Source organism: Caballeronia sp. RCC_10 (genome assembly GCF_041360715.1).
GTDB lineage: Bacteria > Pseudomonadota > Gammaproteobacteria > Burkholderiales > Burkholderiaceae > Caballeronia > Caballeronia grimmiae.
Window position 1 is genome coordinate 20,653 of the sequence record NZ_JBFUPT010000023.1, and the last position, 15,201, is coordinate 35,853.

9 protein-coding genes are annotated in these 15,201 nt (G+C 67.8%); 1 reads left to right on the top strand and 8 read right to left on the bottom strand.

Features of this window, described 5'->3' with window-relative positions:
* Window positions 1-13: 13 nt before the first annotated feature.
* The 8 genes from AB6804_RS26230 to tssJ all read right to left on the bottom strand — a co-directional run bounded on the left by AB6804_RS26230 (window position 14) and on the right by tssJ (window position 12,849).
* Complete coding sequence (locus AB6804_RS26230; protein WP_035966645.1) at window positions 14-718, bottom strand: response regulator transcription factor; 705 nt, start codon at window positions 716-718, stop codon at window positions 14-16.
* A gap of 60 nt (window positions 719-778) precedes the next feature.
* The gene (locus AB6804_RS26235; RefSeq protein WP_370888924.1) at window positions 779-2,209 is read right to left on the bottom strand and encodes an MltA domain-containing protein; all 1,431 of its coding nucleotides are present in this window, start codon (window positions 2,207-2,209) and stop codon (window positions 779-781) included.
* A 1,005-nt stretch (window positions 2,210-3,214) separates the two neighbouring features.
* Window positions 3,215-5,095, bottom strand: a complete 1,881-nt coding sequence (locus tag AB6804_RS26240) for a serine/threonine protein kinase (protein WP_370888925.1) — start codon at window positions 5,093-5,095, stop codon at window positions 3,215-3,217.
* Window positions 5,092-5,874, bottom strand: coding sequence for a type VI secretion system-associated protein TagF (tagF, locus tag AB6804_RS26245; RefSeq protein WP_370888926.1), 783 nt, complete (start codon window positions 5,872-5,874; stop codon window positions 5,092-5,094). Before tagF ends, AB6804_RS26240 begins: the two co-directional genes overlap by 4 nt.
* Before the next feature lie 25 nt (window positions 5,875-5,899).
* Window positions 5,900-9,538, bottom strand: a complete 3,639-nt coding sequence (gene tssM, locus AB6804_RS26250; protein WP_370888927.1) for a type VI secretion system membrane subunit TssM — start codon at window positions 9,536-9,538, stop codon at window positions 5,900-5,902.
* A 2-nt stretch (window positions 9,539-9,540) separates the two neighbouring features.
* On the bottom strand, window positions 9,541-10,863 hold the full coding sequence (locus AB6804_RS26255) for a DotU family type VI secretion system protein (protein WP_370888928.1): 1,323 nt from the start codon (window positions 10,861-10,863) through the stop codon (window positions 9,541-9,543).
* An 11-nt stretch (window positions 10,864-10,874) separates the two neighbouring features.
* Window positions 10,875-12,215 (bottom strand): type VI secretion system baseplate subunit TssK, encoded by a 1,341-nt coding sequence (gene tssK / locus AB6804_RS26260; RefSeq protein WP_370888929.1) that lies wholly within the window; start codon window positions 12,213-12,215, stop codon window positions 10,875-10,877.
* A gap of 127 nt (window positions 12,216-12,342) precedes the next feature.
* Window positions 12,343-12,849, bottom strand: a complete 507-nt coding sequence (tssJ, locus tag AB6804_RS26265; protein ID WP_370888930.1) for a type VI secretion system lipoprotein TssJ — start codon at window positions 12,847-12,849, stop codon at window positions 12,343-12,345.
* Between the two features lie 151 nt (window positions 12,850-13,000).
* Between tssJ and AB6804_RS26270 the strand changes: the two genes are divergently transcribed.
* Window positions 13,001-15,184, top strand: coding sequence for a CHAT domain-containing protein (locus AB6804_RS26270; protein WP_370888931.1), 2,184 nt, complete (start codon window positions 13,001-13,003; stop codon window positions 15,182-15,184).
* The last annotated feature ends 17 nt before the right edge of the window (window positions 15,185-15,201 follow it).

The window sequence follows — 15,201 nt, forward strand, 5'->3', positions numbered from 1 at the left end:
ATGCACGCCGCGCTCAGAGTTCGCGCCCGGCCTGGAGCCAGCCGTTGATGACCGCGATCGCAGACGAGCGGTTATGCACGCCGAGCGCCCGGAAAATCACGGACAGATGGACCTTCACCGTGCCTTCGGCCACTTGCAGTTCGCGGGCGATCATCTTGTTCGTGCAGCCCTGGTGGACGAGCCGCATGATTTCGCGCTGGCGTGGCGACAGGTTTTCCATCAGATGCAGATGATGCGGCGCAAGCGTGACGGCGGGACCGCTGCAGGACGTGTTCGGTGAAGGGGCAGCCGTGCGCGGTGGAGCAACACGCGATCCCCCGATGAGACTCAGCGCCTCGATCGGCACGTACGCGCCGCCGGAGAGCACGAGTTCGATTGCCTTGAGCATCACATTGGCAGGCTCGCGCTTGGGCACGAAGCCAAGCGCGCCCGCGGCGAGCACGGCGCGCATTTCGTCGACGGATTCTTCCGCCGACAGCACGACGAGCGGCAGCGCGGGGTTCGCCTTCAGCAGAGCCGTCAGCGACGACGCGCCCGCCATGCCCGACATGTGCAGATCGACGATCGCAAGATCGTGATTCGCTTCGGGCCGGGCGGCGGCGGCGAGCGTGTCCCAGCTATCGGCATCGTCGAATTGCGCGTCGGGATCGATTCCGCGCAACAGCGACTTGACAGCCTGACGGATCAGTTCGTGGTCGTCGGCGACGAGGAACCTCATGCTGTCTCCCGGCTCAGATGGCGTGACGCGCGATGAATTGCGTGCGCGTCACCGCATCATTCACTGTGTATCGTCGACGCACAAGTCCGGATCGCTCACGACGCAATCGGCGCTCGGCATCGCCGGCCCGCCACGCACGCGCACGCCCGATTCCTTCGCGGATATGCGCAGTCCTTTCGGCAGCAGGACCCACATCTGCGCCGGCTGCTTCATTCTGCTCGCCTTCTGCTGCGCCTGTGCGCCGGTGCCGAAGAAATAGTCGGCGCGGACCGCGCCGCGAATGGCGCCGCCCGCGTCCTGCGCCATCAAAAGCCGCGTGATGGATGCCCCCGATCCGCCCTCGCTGGCATCAACGAATACGGGTGCGCCGAGCGGCGTCGTGCGTGGATCGATCGCGGCGGAGCGCTCCGGCGACAACGGCACGCCGAGCGCGCCGATGGGACCCGCCGCCGAATCCGGAATGGGGCGGAAGAAGACGTAGCTCGGGTCCGATGCCGCGAACGTATAGGCGATGGGCGCGGCGGTCGCCAGCGGCGCGACGGGCGGGTTCGTTGCCCGGGGCAAATCGATCGGGGCGGGGCCTGCATTTCCTGTCTTCCCCGCCGGCGATGGCGTGCTCACGCGGGACGGGCGCACCGCGGGCGTCGCGCCTTTGGCCAGGTTGAAGCCGCGCAGCAGCGGGGAGTCGGGGGAGGCGTCTTCGTCGGCAACGGGTTCGTCCTGCGCGCCGCGCAGCAGCGGGGATTGCGGCGTGTCGTCGGAAGTGACCGTATCTGGCTTGTTTTCGACGGTAACCGCGCCTTCTTCCAGCGCGATTTCGACACCGCGCACGAGAATCCTGCGGCCCTTGCTCTGCGCGCTCGCGACCGGCGGATTGAACGCGTAGCCGTTCTGTTCCGCGTAGGCGAGCCGTATGACGCTCACGCCGTCGGGCAGGACGATCTTGCCTGCGCCTTGCAGTTGCATCGAGTAGAGCATCGCGGGGTCCGCGACATAGGCCAGTACGGGCGCGTCGATGCGGCCGCGTTCGATCTGCGCGCGCGACAGATACGGCACGATGCGGCCGCCCACGAGCCGCAAGCGCAGCTTCTTGTCGCGAATGTCCGGGACGCTGTTGCCGAGGTCGAGCGCGTATACGCCCTTGGCGCGGCTCATCGACAGCGCGGTCAGCGGCACCACCGTGCGCCCTTCGATGCGCGCCATCATCGGTTCGGAACGGGCGCCCGGCGGGAGCTTGCGCGAATCGAGGAAGAGCATGTCGCGGGGCACACCGTAGACCGGGTACACGTAGGGCGGATCGTAGCGGCGGCTGCCGCGCATCACCGGTTCGTAGTAGCCGGTCAGCACGCCGCGCGACGTGCGGTCTACGTTGCGGATCTGGTAGACGGTGAAGTTGTCCTCGAAGAAGCGCCTGACGGCAGTGCGGTCGGTTGCGAGGATGCCGCGCGAAGCGGCGCACGGGGACGCCCAGGCGGGTTTGGCTCCTAGCACGGAGCAGCTTCTTTTGAATGCTTCCCAGGATTCGGATACGTCGTCGTTGGTCCAGCCGGGGAGGGTTGCGAACGATACCGGCGTATAGAGCGCGTTCTTTGTCGCGAAAGGGGTCGCGGTGCCGGTTATCGATGCCGATGGGCTCGCTGGCAGGGGATTCGTTATGCCAGGTTCCGGGCCTGTCGGCGTTGCGGGGATCATGCGGGATTGTTCTTGGTCTTGTTCTTTGGATTGGTCTTGATCGGTCTGGATTTGTTGCGCTGCGGCTTGTGCCTGCGGCGGGGGCGCGGTCGTGCAGCCGGTCGCTAGTAGCAGTGCCGCTGCTGCAGCTATCGATGCGGACCGGGCGGTCGATGCTCGTTCTGACATGATCTTTCTCGAGTTGGCGGTGCGTCTATTTTCATTTGGGATGCTTATTTTTCGTGTCGGTCTATTAGTGTGCCCCTCCCCGGGGCGGAGGCCACTTTCTTGGCTGTCGACCAGAGTTGGCGCTTTAGCGCCTAAATTTGGTCCCATGCAAAGAAAGTAACCAAAGAAAGCAGCTTTTTTTGGCCCGAAGCAATGACTCGTGTGGCCACTTCGGAGAACATCAGTGGCACTCAGCTTGTAGACAGCCCTGAATCAACTTCCGCGCCCGCTGAGCGCCACGTCCTCCGAGCCCCTTGGCTCGTTAACGCCGATCTCTTCTTTCCTTCCTTTGACCATCCAAGCAAATAACTTCCCCTCCGCGGGCGGGTCACGTTCTTGGCTGTCGCCGAAACTTGGCGCTCTAGCGCCTTATCTGCTCCCACGCGAAGAACGCATCAAAGGAAGCAGCGCTCTTTGGCTGAAGCAGCTTCCGTGTGGCCACTTCGTAGAACATCAGTGGCACTCAGCTTGTAGACAGCCCTGAATCACCTTCCGCGCCCGCTGAGCGCCACGTCCTCCAAGCCTCTTGGCTCGTCACCAACGCCTTATCAACGCTCGTCGTAGCTCTGCGCCCCTTCGTGCGCCCGCGCTTTCTCCTTACTTTGACGATCCAACCACATCGATTTTGAACGTCGCCGCGCCATACGCCACCGGACACGACGGCGCTTCACTGCCGCACGACGGCACTCCCGCAAACGGCGATGCGCTCAGCGTCCGTTGCGCCGCCGCCGCAGCCTGCGCCGCAGAAGAAAGACTCCCGAACACCGAGTCATGCGCCATGTCCAGCGACGAAAAATCGCGCGGCGCCAGCGACACAATCGCCATGAAATGATTCTCGCCAATCGGCTCGCCCGCCTGCATCGGCCACGCCGCTCGCGGCAACACCACGCGCTTGCCCGCCACGATACGGTTGTCACGGTCCAACTCGTTCGGGAAAAGCTGCAAGTACTGGTTCGCCGGATCAACCGCAAACACATACAAGTAACCCGCGCGATTACTCGTCACAATGAAACGCAACCTGTCCCGATCCACCACCGCACGCTCGAGCGGCACCTCCACCTTCACCACAACCGATGGATCCGCCAACGACGCAATACGCGCAAACTCTCCTGCAGGCGTAAAAGGCGGCAACGCCGGCGGCGGCACAACCATCGCAGGCCGACTCGCCGCCACCGGCGCCGCCCCGCTCGCCGTCACCACCGCCGATGCCGATGCCGCAATCGCCGCCGACCCCGCCGACCCCGCCGCATCCGGCCCACTTGCCGCGCGCTGAACATGCAGCGCCGCCGGCCGATGCGACATCATCTTCGGCACGAACCATCCGATCCCGGCCGCCGCCGCCAGCACGCATCCCGCACCCACGACCCAGCGCACACGACGCCGCGCCGTCGCACCCGCGCGCCGCGCATCCGCTCCATCGGCGACGCCCGCCGCCCGCTCCGCCGATGCCGCGTCGAGCTTAATCCCCAGTTCGTCAGCGAATTGCCGGTCCGTCTGCGGACGATCGGCGGGCACCACGGCCAGCGCATGATCGATAGCTCTCAGAAAGCGATCCGAATAGCGTCCCGCCGCCAGCTTCGCGACCGGCTGATAACTGTCGCTCACCATGCGCCCCACCGACGGCGGCGGCGTTCTGCCTGTAATCGCAAAATAGACCAGCGCAGCAAGCGCGTAGTGATCCGTCCACGGCCCCTGCCTCAGCGACGACACCTCCGCATACTGCTCGATCGGCGCATAGCCCGGCTTCAGAATGACCGTCAACGCCTGCGTCATGTCGCCGATCACGCGACGCGCCGCGCCAAAATCCAGCAGCACCGGCCGATGACTGTCCTCCAGCAAAATGATGTTGTCCGGCGCGATATCGCGGTGAAAGCAGTTCGACGCATGCAGCACCGCGAGCGCATCGACGAGCGGCGTCAGCAGCGCGCGCAGCCACGCTTCGTCGGGCGGCCGCTGCATCGACTTCAGCGCTTCCTTAAGCGTCACGCCCCGGTAGTACGGCATCACCATGTACGCGGTTCCGTTCGCCTCCCAGAAGCGGTACACCTTCACGAGCGACTGATGATCGAAGCGCGCCAGCAGCCGCGCCTCGTCGTTGATGAAACTCTTCAGCCCCGCGCGAAACATGCTCTCGTATCGCGACGACTTCACCTGCACCTGCGTTGCACCGACGCGCGCCGCCAGCGCCGACGGCATGTATTCCTTCAGCGCGACCTCGCGATCCAGCGACGTATCGAGCGCGCGATACACAATGCCGAAGCCGCCTTCGCCAATCAGCCCGAGAATCTCGAACTCGCCCAGCCGCGTGCCGGGCGGCAATACGCCATTGGTGGCGGCCATGCCCTGCATCGGCGCACGCGCGCCGCTCACGATCACGGTCTTGTCGTCCCCGGCGCTGGCCTCGATGTTGACCTCGGTCTTGCCTTCGTCACCGCCGTCCTGAGCCGGCTCGCCCGGACGCCTGCCGGTCGCGTTCATGATGGACGCTCCCGCAACAGCGTCGTAAAGAGCGCCGTATCAGGCAGGCCGTACACCGGCCAGATCGTGAACGGCCTGGGCGTCGCGGGCGGCGCGGCTTCTTTCGGCTCTGCGGCGGCCTCGCTTTCCTCCGCTTCGTCCGGCGCGGACTGCGCCGACGTCCACATGCTCATGCCGTAAAGCTCCGTCTGCCAGATCGGCGCGAAGGTGCGCGCGAGCGCATCGGGCAGCGTGGCCGCCGACTGCACGATCCACGGCTCGCTGAACACCGCTGCCCGCGCGTTGTCGCATGGCGGCGCCGGCGCCGGCGCGGGAAGCGCGGCGAGCTGCGCATCGAGCCGCTCGATACTGTGGTCGAAGTCCAGCGCGGCGAGCGCGACGCCTTCGATCGCCGACAGCCATTCCCACAGTGCGACGATCTCGCCGCCCCGCGCGGGCGCGCACGGCAGCGACGCCGCGATCGTCAGCGGGAAATGCCGGCCCACGCGATCCACCGACGCCATCACCACGCCCGTCCAGCACTGCGTGAGCGCCGGAGCGATCGCACCGGGCATCGCGAAGAAGCGCCATACCGGACACGTCAGATAAGACGCCAGCCAGTCCGCGCCGAGCGCCAGTTGCGTCTCGGCGACGCGCTGCGCAAGCCACGCATCCCACGGCGCGACGAACGCATCCGACAAGCGCCGCGCCGCGAAATCGCCGAGCGAAGGCAGCTTGCCGTACCAGCCGGGAATGGCCGGGCTTTCATCGGCGAGGGCGTGGGCGGGATCGTCGCTCATCGGCGTTCATCGGCGTTCATGGCGTTCAAAGGCGTTCGGGACACGAGAACGCGCGCAAATCGGCGAGGCGGAACGGGTTTTCGACGCTGTTCGCCGTCACTTCGAAGCGCGCCTTGCGCCCCTCCACGTCGAAGGTCACGATGAAACGCTCCGGCTGGCCGGTCGCCTGCACGTCGAGCCGGTCGAACATGCGAAACAGCGCCCACGGTCCTTCAAAGACCAGATTACTCGCCCTGTTCGACGGCGGCGGCGTCAGTTGCAGGCTCACGCGGCCCGAGTTGCGCGAGCCGGGCCACTGGATCGCCGCCGGAACCTGCGGGCCGTGCGCGTAGGTGAGAATCTGCCCGTCGATGTCGAGCGTGAAGGAAAGGATCGTCGGGTCCATGTCGAGCGGCTTGAACTGCAGCGCGAGCGCGGGCGTCTTGCCGCCGCTGCGGAAGAACACGCCGCGAATCGTCGCCGCGCGCTCGAACTGCGCGAGCCCGGCGGGGCTGATCTGCGTCGCGCCCGAATCGGACTTTTTGAAGGCCCACGGTTTCGCGGATACATCGACGTCCTGCGCGAGGTGCTTCTGGAAGAAATCGTCGAACTTGCCGCCCGGCGCGAAGAGCGCGCCGAAATCCTCGGGCAGCACGTCGCGTCCCGACGCCGGCACGAACGGATAACGGCCGCCCACCGCGCGATCGCAGAAAGCCGAGATCGATTCCTTCAGATCCGCCGACAGATTCACGCGCCGCGCCTGCAGCGTTTCCGCCGCGCCCTGGCTGCCGAGATCGAGCAGCGCCGTGCGGATCGGTTCGGGCATCCGCGCGGCCTGCGAACGCAGCTTCGCGGGCGCGTCGGAGGCGGGCGGCGCGGTTTTTTGCTGCAAGGCTTCGTCGGTGGCGCTCAGGTACGCGTAGACATCGTTGATGAGCGCGAGCGTCTGCACGATCGGCGCGGGCTGCCCGGCGCCGGGACTCGTCGCGAGCGCATGCAGCGCCGCAAAGCGGTCGTCGACGATGCTCTCCAGCCGCGTGCCGGGCGCGACCGGCGCGATCTTCGTCGGGTCCGGTCCGCGGATGATCTTCTCCAGCCGCTCGCGCGCCGCGCTGATCTTGTCGTTCGCCTTGTCGACCACGCTCGTCTCGTCCTGCGGCTTCGCGGCCAGCGTCGTTTCGCGCGATGCCGCCCGCACCAGCATCGCGAGCGGCGAATCGGGCGCGGAGAGAATGCGCGCGATCTGCGCCGATTGCGACAGGCTGTCCGCCCGCACGATGCGAATGTCGTTCAGGAACTCGCTCCACGTGCGCGCGTAGTCCTGCAAATACAGAAGCCGCACGTCCTGCGTCAGGCGCTGCATCGCTGCGGGATCGCCGCGCGGCAGGCCGCTCTGATCGCGGATGCCGAGCACCCACGGCTCTTCGGCGGCGAGTTGCGCGGCGGTATCGTCGACGGCTTTGAGAAACGCCTTGTGATAGCCGTCGAACGAATAAAGGCCCGGCACGCCGCGCGTGAGCGGCGCGCCGCTCGCCCGCACGAAGACGAGCTGCGCATTCGGCCCGCCCGCCCGCGCGACGGTGAACTCGGGATACTCCGCGCCGACGCCTTGCTGCTTCACGCGACCGTAGACGCGCTGCGCGAGCGTGCTGGCGGCGAGCATCGAACGCACGCTCGCGACCAGACGTTCGTCGAACGGCAGATTCGGATGCACGACGCCGCGCGACAGCAGCGCATCGAGATGACGGCTAAGCGCCGCGCGCTCCGCGTTGCCGACTTCGCGCGGCAGCGAGCGGTCCCAGTCGGTGACGATCCACACCTTGAGCGCATCGGGGTCCTGATGCTCCGGCTGATTGAGCATCAGATACGCCTTGAGCGCCTCGTACGCGTAGCCCGGATTCGACGCGTTCGCGCTGCGCGCCTGCTCCTCGATGCGCGCGGCCAGCTTCGGCAGGAACAGATCGGTCAGAAGCCGCTCGTAAGCGCCGTTCGCGGCCGCGTCGAGCTTCGCGCCTTGCCACAGGCCCCATTGCATCGCGAGCGGCGGATGTGCGGCATCGACTTGTGGCGTGGAGCCGAGCTTTTGCACCGCCGACAGCAACGGCAACAGTGCGACGAGACTCGTATTCGCCGCCGATGTCCCCGCCACCGCTTCCTTCGCTGTCCGCGCGGTCCGCTCCACGTTCTCGACATAGGCGCGGTTGCGCAGATAACTCGTGCCCCACAGCGACAGCACGCACGCGCTCACCGCCGCGATGCCCGCATACGCCGACAAACGCCGCACATGACGTCGCCGCGCCCATTGCAGGTTCGATCCGGCGAGCCCTTGCTCGGCGAACACGACCTGCTTCAGCAGCCGTTCGATGAAATAGCTGCGCCCGCTCGACGGACGCGGCGGCTGCATGCCGCGCTCGATGCGGTCCATCCGGAAGGCGCGCGCGAGCGCGCCCATCACGCGGTCGATCGGCGTGCCTTCCTGGGTGCCGCTCGTGAAATAGACGCCGCGCAAAAACGGCAACTCGTCGTGCTTCGACTGCATGAAGGTCGCGCTGAGCGCTTCGGCCAGCAGCGGCTTGAGCGCCGCGAACTGCTGTGGAAAGCCGATGATCGCCGCGCGCTCGGCAAGCCCGCTTTCCGCGTGCAGACGATCGGGCAGGCGCGCGACGAGCCGCGCTTCGAGCGCATCGAGTTCGGCGTCGACGCGTGCGGCGAACTCCGCATCGGTCGTGGGGCGGCCCGGCTCGTACGGAAACGTGAAGCCGAAGACCTGCGCGCGCTCTTCCTTCGACATATCCGCGAAGAATTCGGTGAAACCCGCGAGCAGGTCCGCCTTGGTGACGAGCACGTAGACCGGAAAGCGCGTGCCGAACGCCTGGATCAGTTCGCGCATGCGGGCGCGCAAGGTCGAGGCCATGTCGCCGGCGCTCGCGTGCGTGGCCGCGAGCAGGTCGGGGACGGCGAGGGTGAGCAGCACGCCGTTGATCGGCTGGCGCGGGCGTGTCTTCCTGAGCAGCGCGAGGAAGCCCTGCCACGCGGCGTGATCGGTGTCGCGGTCGCTTTCCTGCGTGGTGTAGCGGCCCGCCGTGTCGATCAGCACGGCTTCGTCGGTGAACCACCAGTCGCAGTTGCGCGTGCCGCCGACGCCGCGAATCTTGTCGGTGCCGAATCGCTCGGCGAGCGGAAAGCGCAGCCCCGAGTGGACCAGCGCCGTCGTCTTGCCCGCGCCCGGCGCGCCGATGAACATGTACCACGGCAACTGATACAGGTATTGCCGTCCTGAGAACGTCATCCAGTCGCGCCAGCCGGGCTTGCCGCCCGACGCGGTGAGGCGCGCTTCGCGCAGCACGGCGAGCGCTTCGTCGAAGCGTTGCGCGAGCGTCGCGACTTCGGCTTCGCCCGCGCTCGGCGCGGCGGCGCGGGCGGGAGGCGGCGCGTCGTGACGCGCGAGGCCCGCCGCCAACGCGGCCTGCGTGCGCCGCGCCCGCCACGCAACGTACAGCCGCCGCAACAGCAGCAATAGCGCGACGCAGCCAATGGCGACGAAGCGCGCCATCTCCGGTTCGAGCGGATAGTTGCCCGCGAACGAAAGCAGCGGCCCCGCGATCCAGATCGCGCCGGCAGTCAGCAGGAATCCGATGATCGTCAGCAGCACCGGATGGAACAGGATCGACAGAATCTTCTTCATGGTCACGAACCCGGCCTGGCGAACAGCGTCACTTCGACACGCCGGTTGCGCGCGCGGCCGGCGGGCGAGTCGTTGGGCGCGACGGGATCGGCGTCGCCCTGGCCTTCGGCCTTCAGGCGCGCGGCCGGCACCTTCGCCGCGAGCAGGTCGCGCACGTTCGCCGCGCGCTCCTGCGACAACTCCCAGTTCGACGGATAGCGCGCCGAGCGGATCGGCCGGTCGTCGGTGTGGCCGGTGACGAGCACGTTGCCCGGCACCGCGCCGAGCGCCGCCGCGATGCGCTGGATGAGCGGCTTCGTCTGCGCCGATACCTGCGCGCTGCCCGGACTGAAGACGTTGTCGCCATGCAGCGTGATGACGGAGCGATCGACGCGGTCATCGACATTGACGAGTCCATCGCGGATGTCCTGCGCGAGGAATTCGGCGAGACGCGGCTTCGCCGCCTGCGTGACGACGAGCGGCCGCTGCGCGCCCGCCCGGATCGACGCAAGCGTCGCGAACGCCGGATCGGAAAGGCGGCCAAGCTGGAAGCTCATCGCGAGATAGGCGGCCGCGAGCAGCAGCAGCGCGAGCGCGCCGGCGACCCACACGGGCAGCACGTCGGTCGCGCGGCGCCGCGTGGCGGGCACGCCTTCCCAGTGCGGCGACAGCGCACGCTCCGGCTCGCCGCGCTCCTTGCGGATCAGTTGATGCACCCGCACGCGGATCGCGTCGAGCGTCTGCCTGCCTTGCGCCGCCACGCGATAGCGCCCCTCGAAGCCGAGCGCGAGCACGATGTTCGACAACTCCAGCAAATGCAGATGCACCGCGGGCTTTTGTGCGAGGCCCGCGAGCAACTGGAAGACTTTCTCGCCGCCCCACGCTTCGTTATGAAACGTCACCAGCAGGCTTTGCCGCGCCCACACGCCCGCGCCCCACGGCGTGCCCGACGCGGCTTCGTCGAGCATCGTGCAGATCATGTAGCGCGCCGCCGTCACCTGCTCGGCGGGAACGCCCGCCGCACGGGCCTCCGCCTCGAAGCGCCGCACGCCGGCGGCAAGCGAATCGCGAAGCGCGGCGGGGTCGGCGCACGCGCTCATCGCCCGGATGCGCGGCGCGAGTTGCAGCAGCGGCGAACACGCGGCGACCAGCGGATTGACCGCGCCGCCGCGAACGAAGGCGGCATCGAAGGCGCGCGGGTCCGCGTCGGATGCGAAGGGGCCGTCGGTCCCGCCGCTTGCGCGCGATTCGCTCGCGCCCGGAACGCGCCGCCGCGCGCCCGGGTTCGGCTTGATCATCGTCTGGTCGGATTCGAATCCGGCGAACGGATCGTCGTGGTTCGTCATGTCATCGATGCTCAGTGTCGGATGGCCCAGAACTCGAGCTCCAGCCCCGGAAACTCGCCCGCGATGTACATCGCCAGGTTGCCGGTCTGCTCCAGCTCCTTCCACAGTTCGCCGCCGCGATCCAGTTCGAAGTACGAAAAGCCCGCGTGAAACGGAATCTGGCGCGGCGCGACCGGCATCGCGCGCAGCCCGATGCCCGGCAGCGCGAGATTGACGAGATCGCGCAGCTTCTCGGCAGGCGCGACTTTCACCTGAGTCGGGAAGCGCGTGCGCAGCGCCTCGCCGGGCATCTGCGCGTTCGCGGCCAGCACGAAGCCCGCCGTTCGCACGAGTTCGAGGTCGTTGATCATCGCGACGCGCACGCCGGGCTTGCGGCTTTGCAATTCGATCGCGACCGCATCCGGCTCCCGCACTTGCGCGAGCAGTTGCCGCACGTCTCGCATGACCGGCTCGAACGACGTGGCGATGTCGTCATGCCGATATGGCGGATACGCCGGCACGCGCCGCCGTTCGTCGAAGGCCGCCAGATCGCCGGCGAACGCGAGCGTCGTCTGATAAAGGCGCTCAGGATGCAGCAGCGGCGAGTGCAGCAGATGGGCGTACTGCGGCTCGAAGCGGTTGAGCGTTTGCAGCAGCAGAAAATCCGCGATTTCCGCGACGCCCCCGCGCCCCGGATTCGCCAGCCGGCTCGCGAGCCGGTCCGCATGCTGATGCGCGAGCCCGGCAAGCTCTTGCGCATAGCCGAGCAGACGCGGGTCGGCGAGTGCGTGGAGCATCGGCGGGACATAGGCGGGGTCGAGCAGCACGCGATTGTCCGCGCGCCGCTCCAGCACGCGCGCCAGGCCGATGGTCGCGAAGGCGTCGGTGGCGTCGCGCCCGAGCATCAGCCGCAGGTTCGGCGCGCCGACGCGAATCTGTGCGACGCGATCCGTGCTCGTCGTGATGTCGGCGACGGACGTGTCGCTCGTGCGATAGCGCAACGCATCGGCGCGGCCATCGGCGATGCCGTCGGAGTCGAACTCCTTGCCTCCGGCGCGCACGAGGGGCAGTGCGAGCAGAACAAGCTCATCGCGCGTGCCGGGCGGAATGTCGAGCGGCGGCGGCGCGGGCGCATCGTCGGGAAACGAGAACGCCGCGCCGTCGGGCAGCACGCCGAACGCCGACGACAGCGCGATCTTGCCGAGCCCGAGCGCGATGTCGTCGATCTTCACGTCAGCCCAGCCCCACGACCAGGCTTCCGTCGCCCGTGCATGGGAACGCACGAGATGCTCGATGAAGCGGTCGTGTTGCTGAAAGTGCTGCGGTTCGAGGAACAGGCCCTCGGACCAGATCATGCGTTGGTGCCAGGTCATGGTGGCTCGAAGTCTCACGCGTTGCCTTGCGTCCGGCGCTTTCACTGCCCCGGACGCTCCGGTCAAAGAACGATTGAGCGGAACGATTTTGGAAGCCGCCGCCAGCGCGCCCGGCGCTCCGGCGCTGTCACTTCGCGGGCTTCTTCTTGCCCGATGGCGGCGGCGCGGGCTGCGCGGCGATGGTCACGTCGGCGGCATCGACGCGCACGTTCATCACCGTCGTCTGGTTCGGCGGCACGGGCTCGGTCACGCGCCAGCGCGATCGTTCGATATCGCGATACGCCGCCACGACCGCCACGAACTTCGTGCCCGGCTGCACGGTTTGCTCGACGCTGCGGCTGTCGCCGGGACGCAGCAGGAATTCGTTCTTCGCATTGAGATCGCCGCCGAGCGTCGCCTGATCCTTGCCGTAGAGCGTGAAGAAGTCGGCGCTGTCGAACGCGGCGGTCGTCTTGAGTTCGTACACGCGCACGACGACGGGCGATGGCCGCCCCGTGCGATCGGGATTCGCGGTATCGAGCGCGTTCACGGTGATCCGCACGATGGTCGGTGCGGGTGGCGGAGGCGGCGCGGACTTGCACGCGGCGAGCGCCAGCGTGCACAGCGGCACGGCGAGGAAACGCACGCGGTTCATGTGTGACCCGGTAGGTGACTTGCGACACAGCAGCAGACGAACCATGCCGCCGCGTTTTTCAAATCGGCTGCGGTGTTTCGTCTAATCGTGGCACCGCGCCGGCAGCGCGTCGGCGGCGAGTGCAGAGCGACGGTCATCGAGGAGCGCATTCGTGAAACCGACTCAACGGATGGCGCCGGCCCTTGCCGGGGACGGTATGCGCGTGGCCGCCGGCGACGCGGCAAGGCGGGTCGTCACGGCGATTGCGCTGCTAGGCGCGCTCGGCATCGCACCGCCCGCCGATGCGCAGGCGGCGCGCGACGAAGCTCCCACGCCCGCCGCGCGTCAGGCCGAAGCCCGCGTGCGCGACGCCGAGACCATCGCGACGCTGTCGCAGGAAGGACGGCTGCTGCTCTCACGCGATCAGGTGAAGCTCGACGGCTACGCGTACTGCAGCATGTCGGTGGCGGCGGCGGAGCGCGGCGATTTTCGCGAGAGCATCGAGGCGGCCTCGCGCGCGCTCGTCGTCGCGGCGCAGACGGACAACGCCAATCTCGCCGCGCTCTCTCGCCGCGATCTGGCCATCGCCTATAGCTATGCCGGCGATCTTCCCGATGCCGAACGCTACGCGAAGGAAGCCATCGCGGCGGGCGCGGGCAATCCGCAGCAAGTGCTCGCGCCGTCGCACAAAGTCCTCGGCGATATCGCGGCGCGGCGTGGCGATCCGGCGGGCGCGCTCGGCGAGTACCAGGCGGCGCTCGCGGCGGCGTCGCCGCGTTATCGCCCGATGGTGCTGCTGTCGATCACGAACGCGCAGATCGCAACCGGCGACGCCGCTGGCGCGCGCGCGACCTTCGAGCAGACGGCGGGCGTCGACGACAGCCTGCTCGCGCCGTTGAGAAAGCGCATCGAAGGCAATCTGCTGCTCGCCGAAAACAAGCCGCAAGCCGCGCTCGACGCTTTCGCCGCGAGCGCCGCGAAAGGCGGCTCCGACGCGAGCTACGACAAGCTCTGGGCGCAGGAAGGCATGGGCCGCGCGTATCTCGCGCTCGGCGATCGGCGCAAGGCGCGGGATGCGTGGCTCGCCGCGCTCGACGAATCGGAATCGATCCGTGCGCGTTTTCGCAGCGACGAGTTCAAGACCGGTCTCTTCTCCGATACGCAGACGGTCTTCGAGGAAACGATCGCGCTCGTCGTCGAAGACGGCGACTACGCGCAAGCATGGACGCTGTCGGAAAAAAGCCGCAGCCGCGCGCTGCTCGATGTCGTGCGCAACCGGCTCGCCGCGAACGTCGACGAGACGCAACTCAATGGCCGCGCGCTTTCGCTCGACGACGTGCGCGCTGCGCTGAAACCCGGCGAGGCGATCGTCGAATTTCACGGCCTCACCGACCGGATGATCGCGTGGGTCGTGCGCGCCGACGGCATCCAGGGGTTCACGCTGCCGATCGCGCGCAAGGACATGGCGCTCGCCGTCAACGACTTTCGCAGCGCGATCGTGCGCGGGCGTCCGCAGGCGCTGACGTATGGCGCGAAACTCGATGCACTTCTGATCGCGCCGCTCGGTTTGCGTCCGGGCGAGCGGCTCGTCATCGTGCCGAACGGGGCGCTGCACTACATGCCGTTCCAGGCGCTGCGCAATGCGAACGGTTTCCTGATTCAGCGGCATGCGCTCGCGCTCGCGCCATCGGCGAGCATCGCGGTTCAGCTCGTGCGGCGGCCGCAGCGCATCGCGAGCGATCTCGTCGCGTTCGGCAATCCGCGCATCGCGCCGGAGTTCGATCTGCCGGGCGCGGAAGCCGAAGTCCGCGCGATCAGTCCGCTGTTCGCCAAACGCGAAGCCTTCCTGCAGGGCGATGTGACCCGCAAGACCTTCAGCGACAACGCGCCGGCGGGCCGCATCGTGCATGTGGCGACACACGCGCAAGCCGACACCATCGATCCGCTGCACTCGCGCGTGCTCCTCGCGCCCGCGACGCAGCCCGCCGACGGCCCCGACCCGATGCTCGCGCAGGACATCTACAACCTCAAGTTCGATTCGGTCGCGCTCGTCACCTTGTCCGCGTGCGAGACGGCGCTCGGGCGCATCGAGCGCGGCGACGAAATCATGGGCTTCACGCGCGCGTTCTTCTATGCGGGCGCATCGGCGCTGCTGGTGTCGATGTGGCCCGTCGCCGATGAATCGACCGCGCTCACCATGCGAACGTTCTACGGCTCGCTCACGAAAGGCGCGGAGGCCATCGACGCGATGCGTGACGCGCAGCTCGCCGTGCTCGCCAACAGCAAGTTCGCCCATCCGTTCTACTGGGCGCCCTTCGACCTGATGGGCAACTGGCGGCTGACGGTTGCGCGGTGAAGTCGCGCAAGGCCCGA

Bases quoted from the DNA above. Each gene is read 5' to 3' on its own strand.
- tssJ (WP_370888930.1), bottom strand. From the start codon at position 12,849: ATGAACCGCGTGCGTTTCCTCGCCGTGCCGCTGTGCACGCTGGCGCTC.
- AB6804_RS26230 (WP_035966645.1), bottom strand. From the start codon at position 718: ATGAGGTTCCTCGTCGCCGACGACCACGAACTGATCCGTCAGGCTGTC.
- tagF (WP_370888926.1), bottom strand. From the start codon at position 5,874: ATGAGCGACGATCCCGCCCACGCCCTCGCCGATGAAAGCCCGGCCATT.
- AB6804_RS26255 (WP_370888928.1), bottom strand. From the start codon at position 10,863: ATGACGAACCACGACGATCCGTTCGCCGGATTCGAATCCGACCAGACG.
- AB6804_RS26240 (WP_370888925.1), bottom strand. From the start codon at position 5,095: ATGAACGCGACCGGCAGGCGTCCGGGCGAGCCGGCTCAGGACGGCGGT.
- tssM (WP_370888927.1), bottom strand. From the start codon at position 9,538: ATGAAGAAGATTCTGTCGATCCTGTTCCATCCGGTGCTGCTGACGATC.
- tssK (WP_370888929.1), bottom strand. From the start codon at position 12,215: ATGACCTGGCACCAACGCATGATCTGGTCCGAGGGCCTGTTCCTCGAA.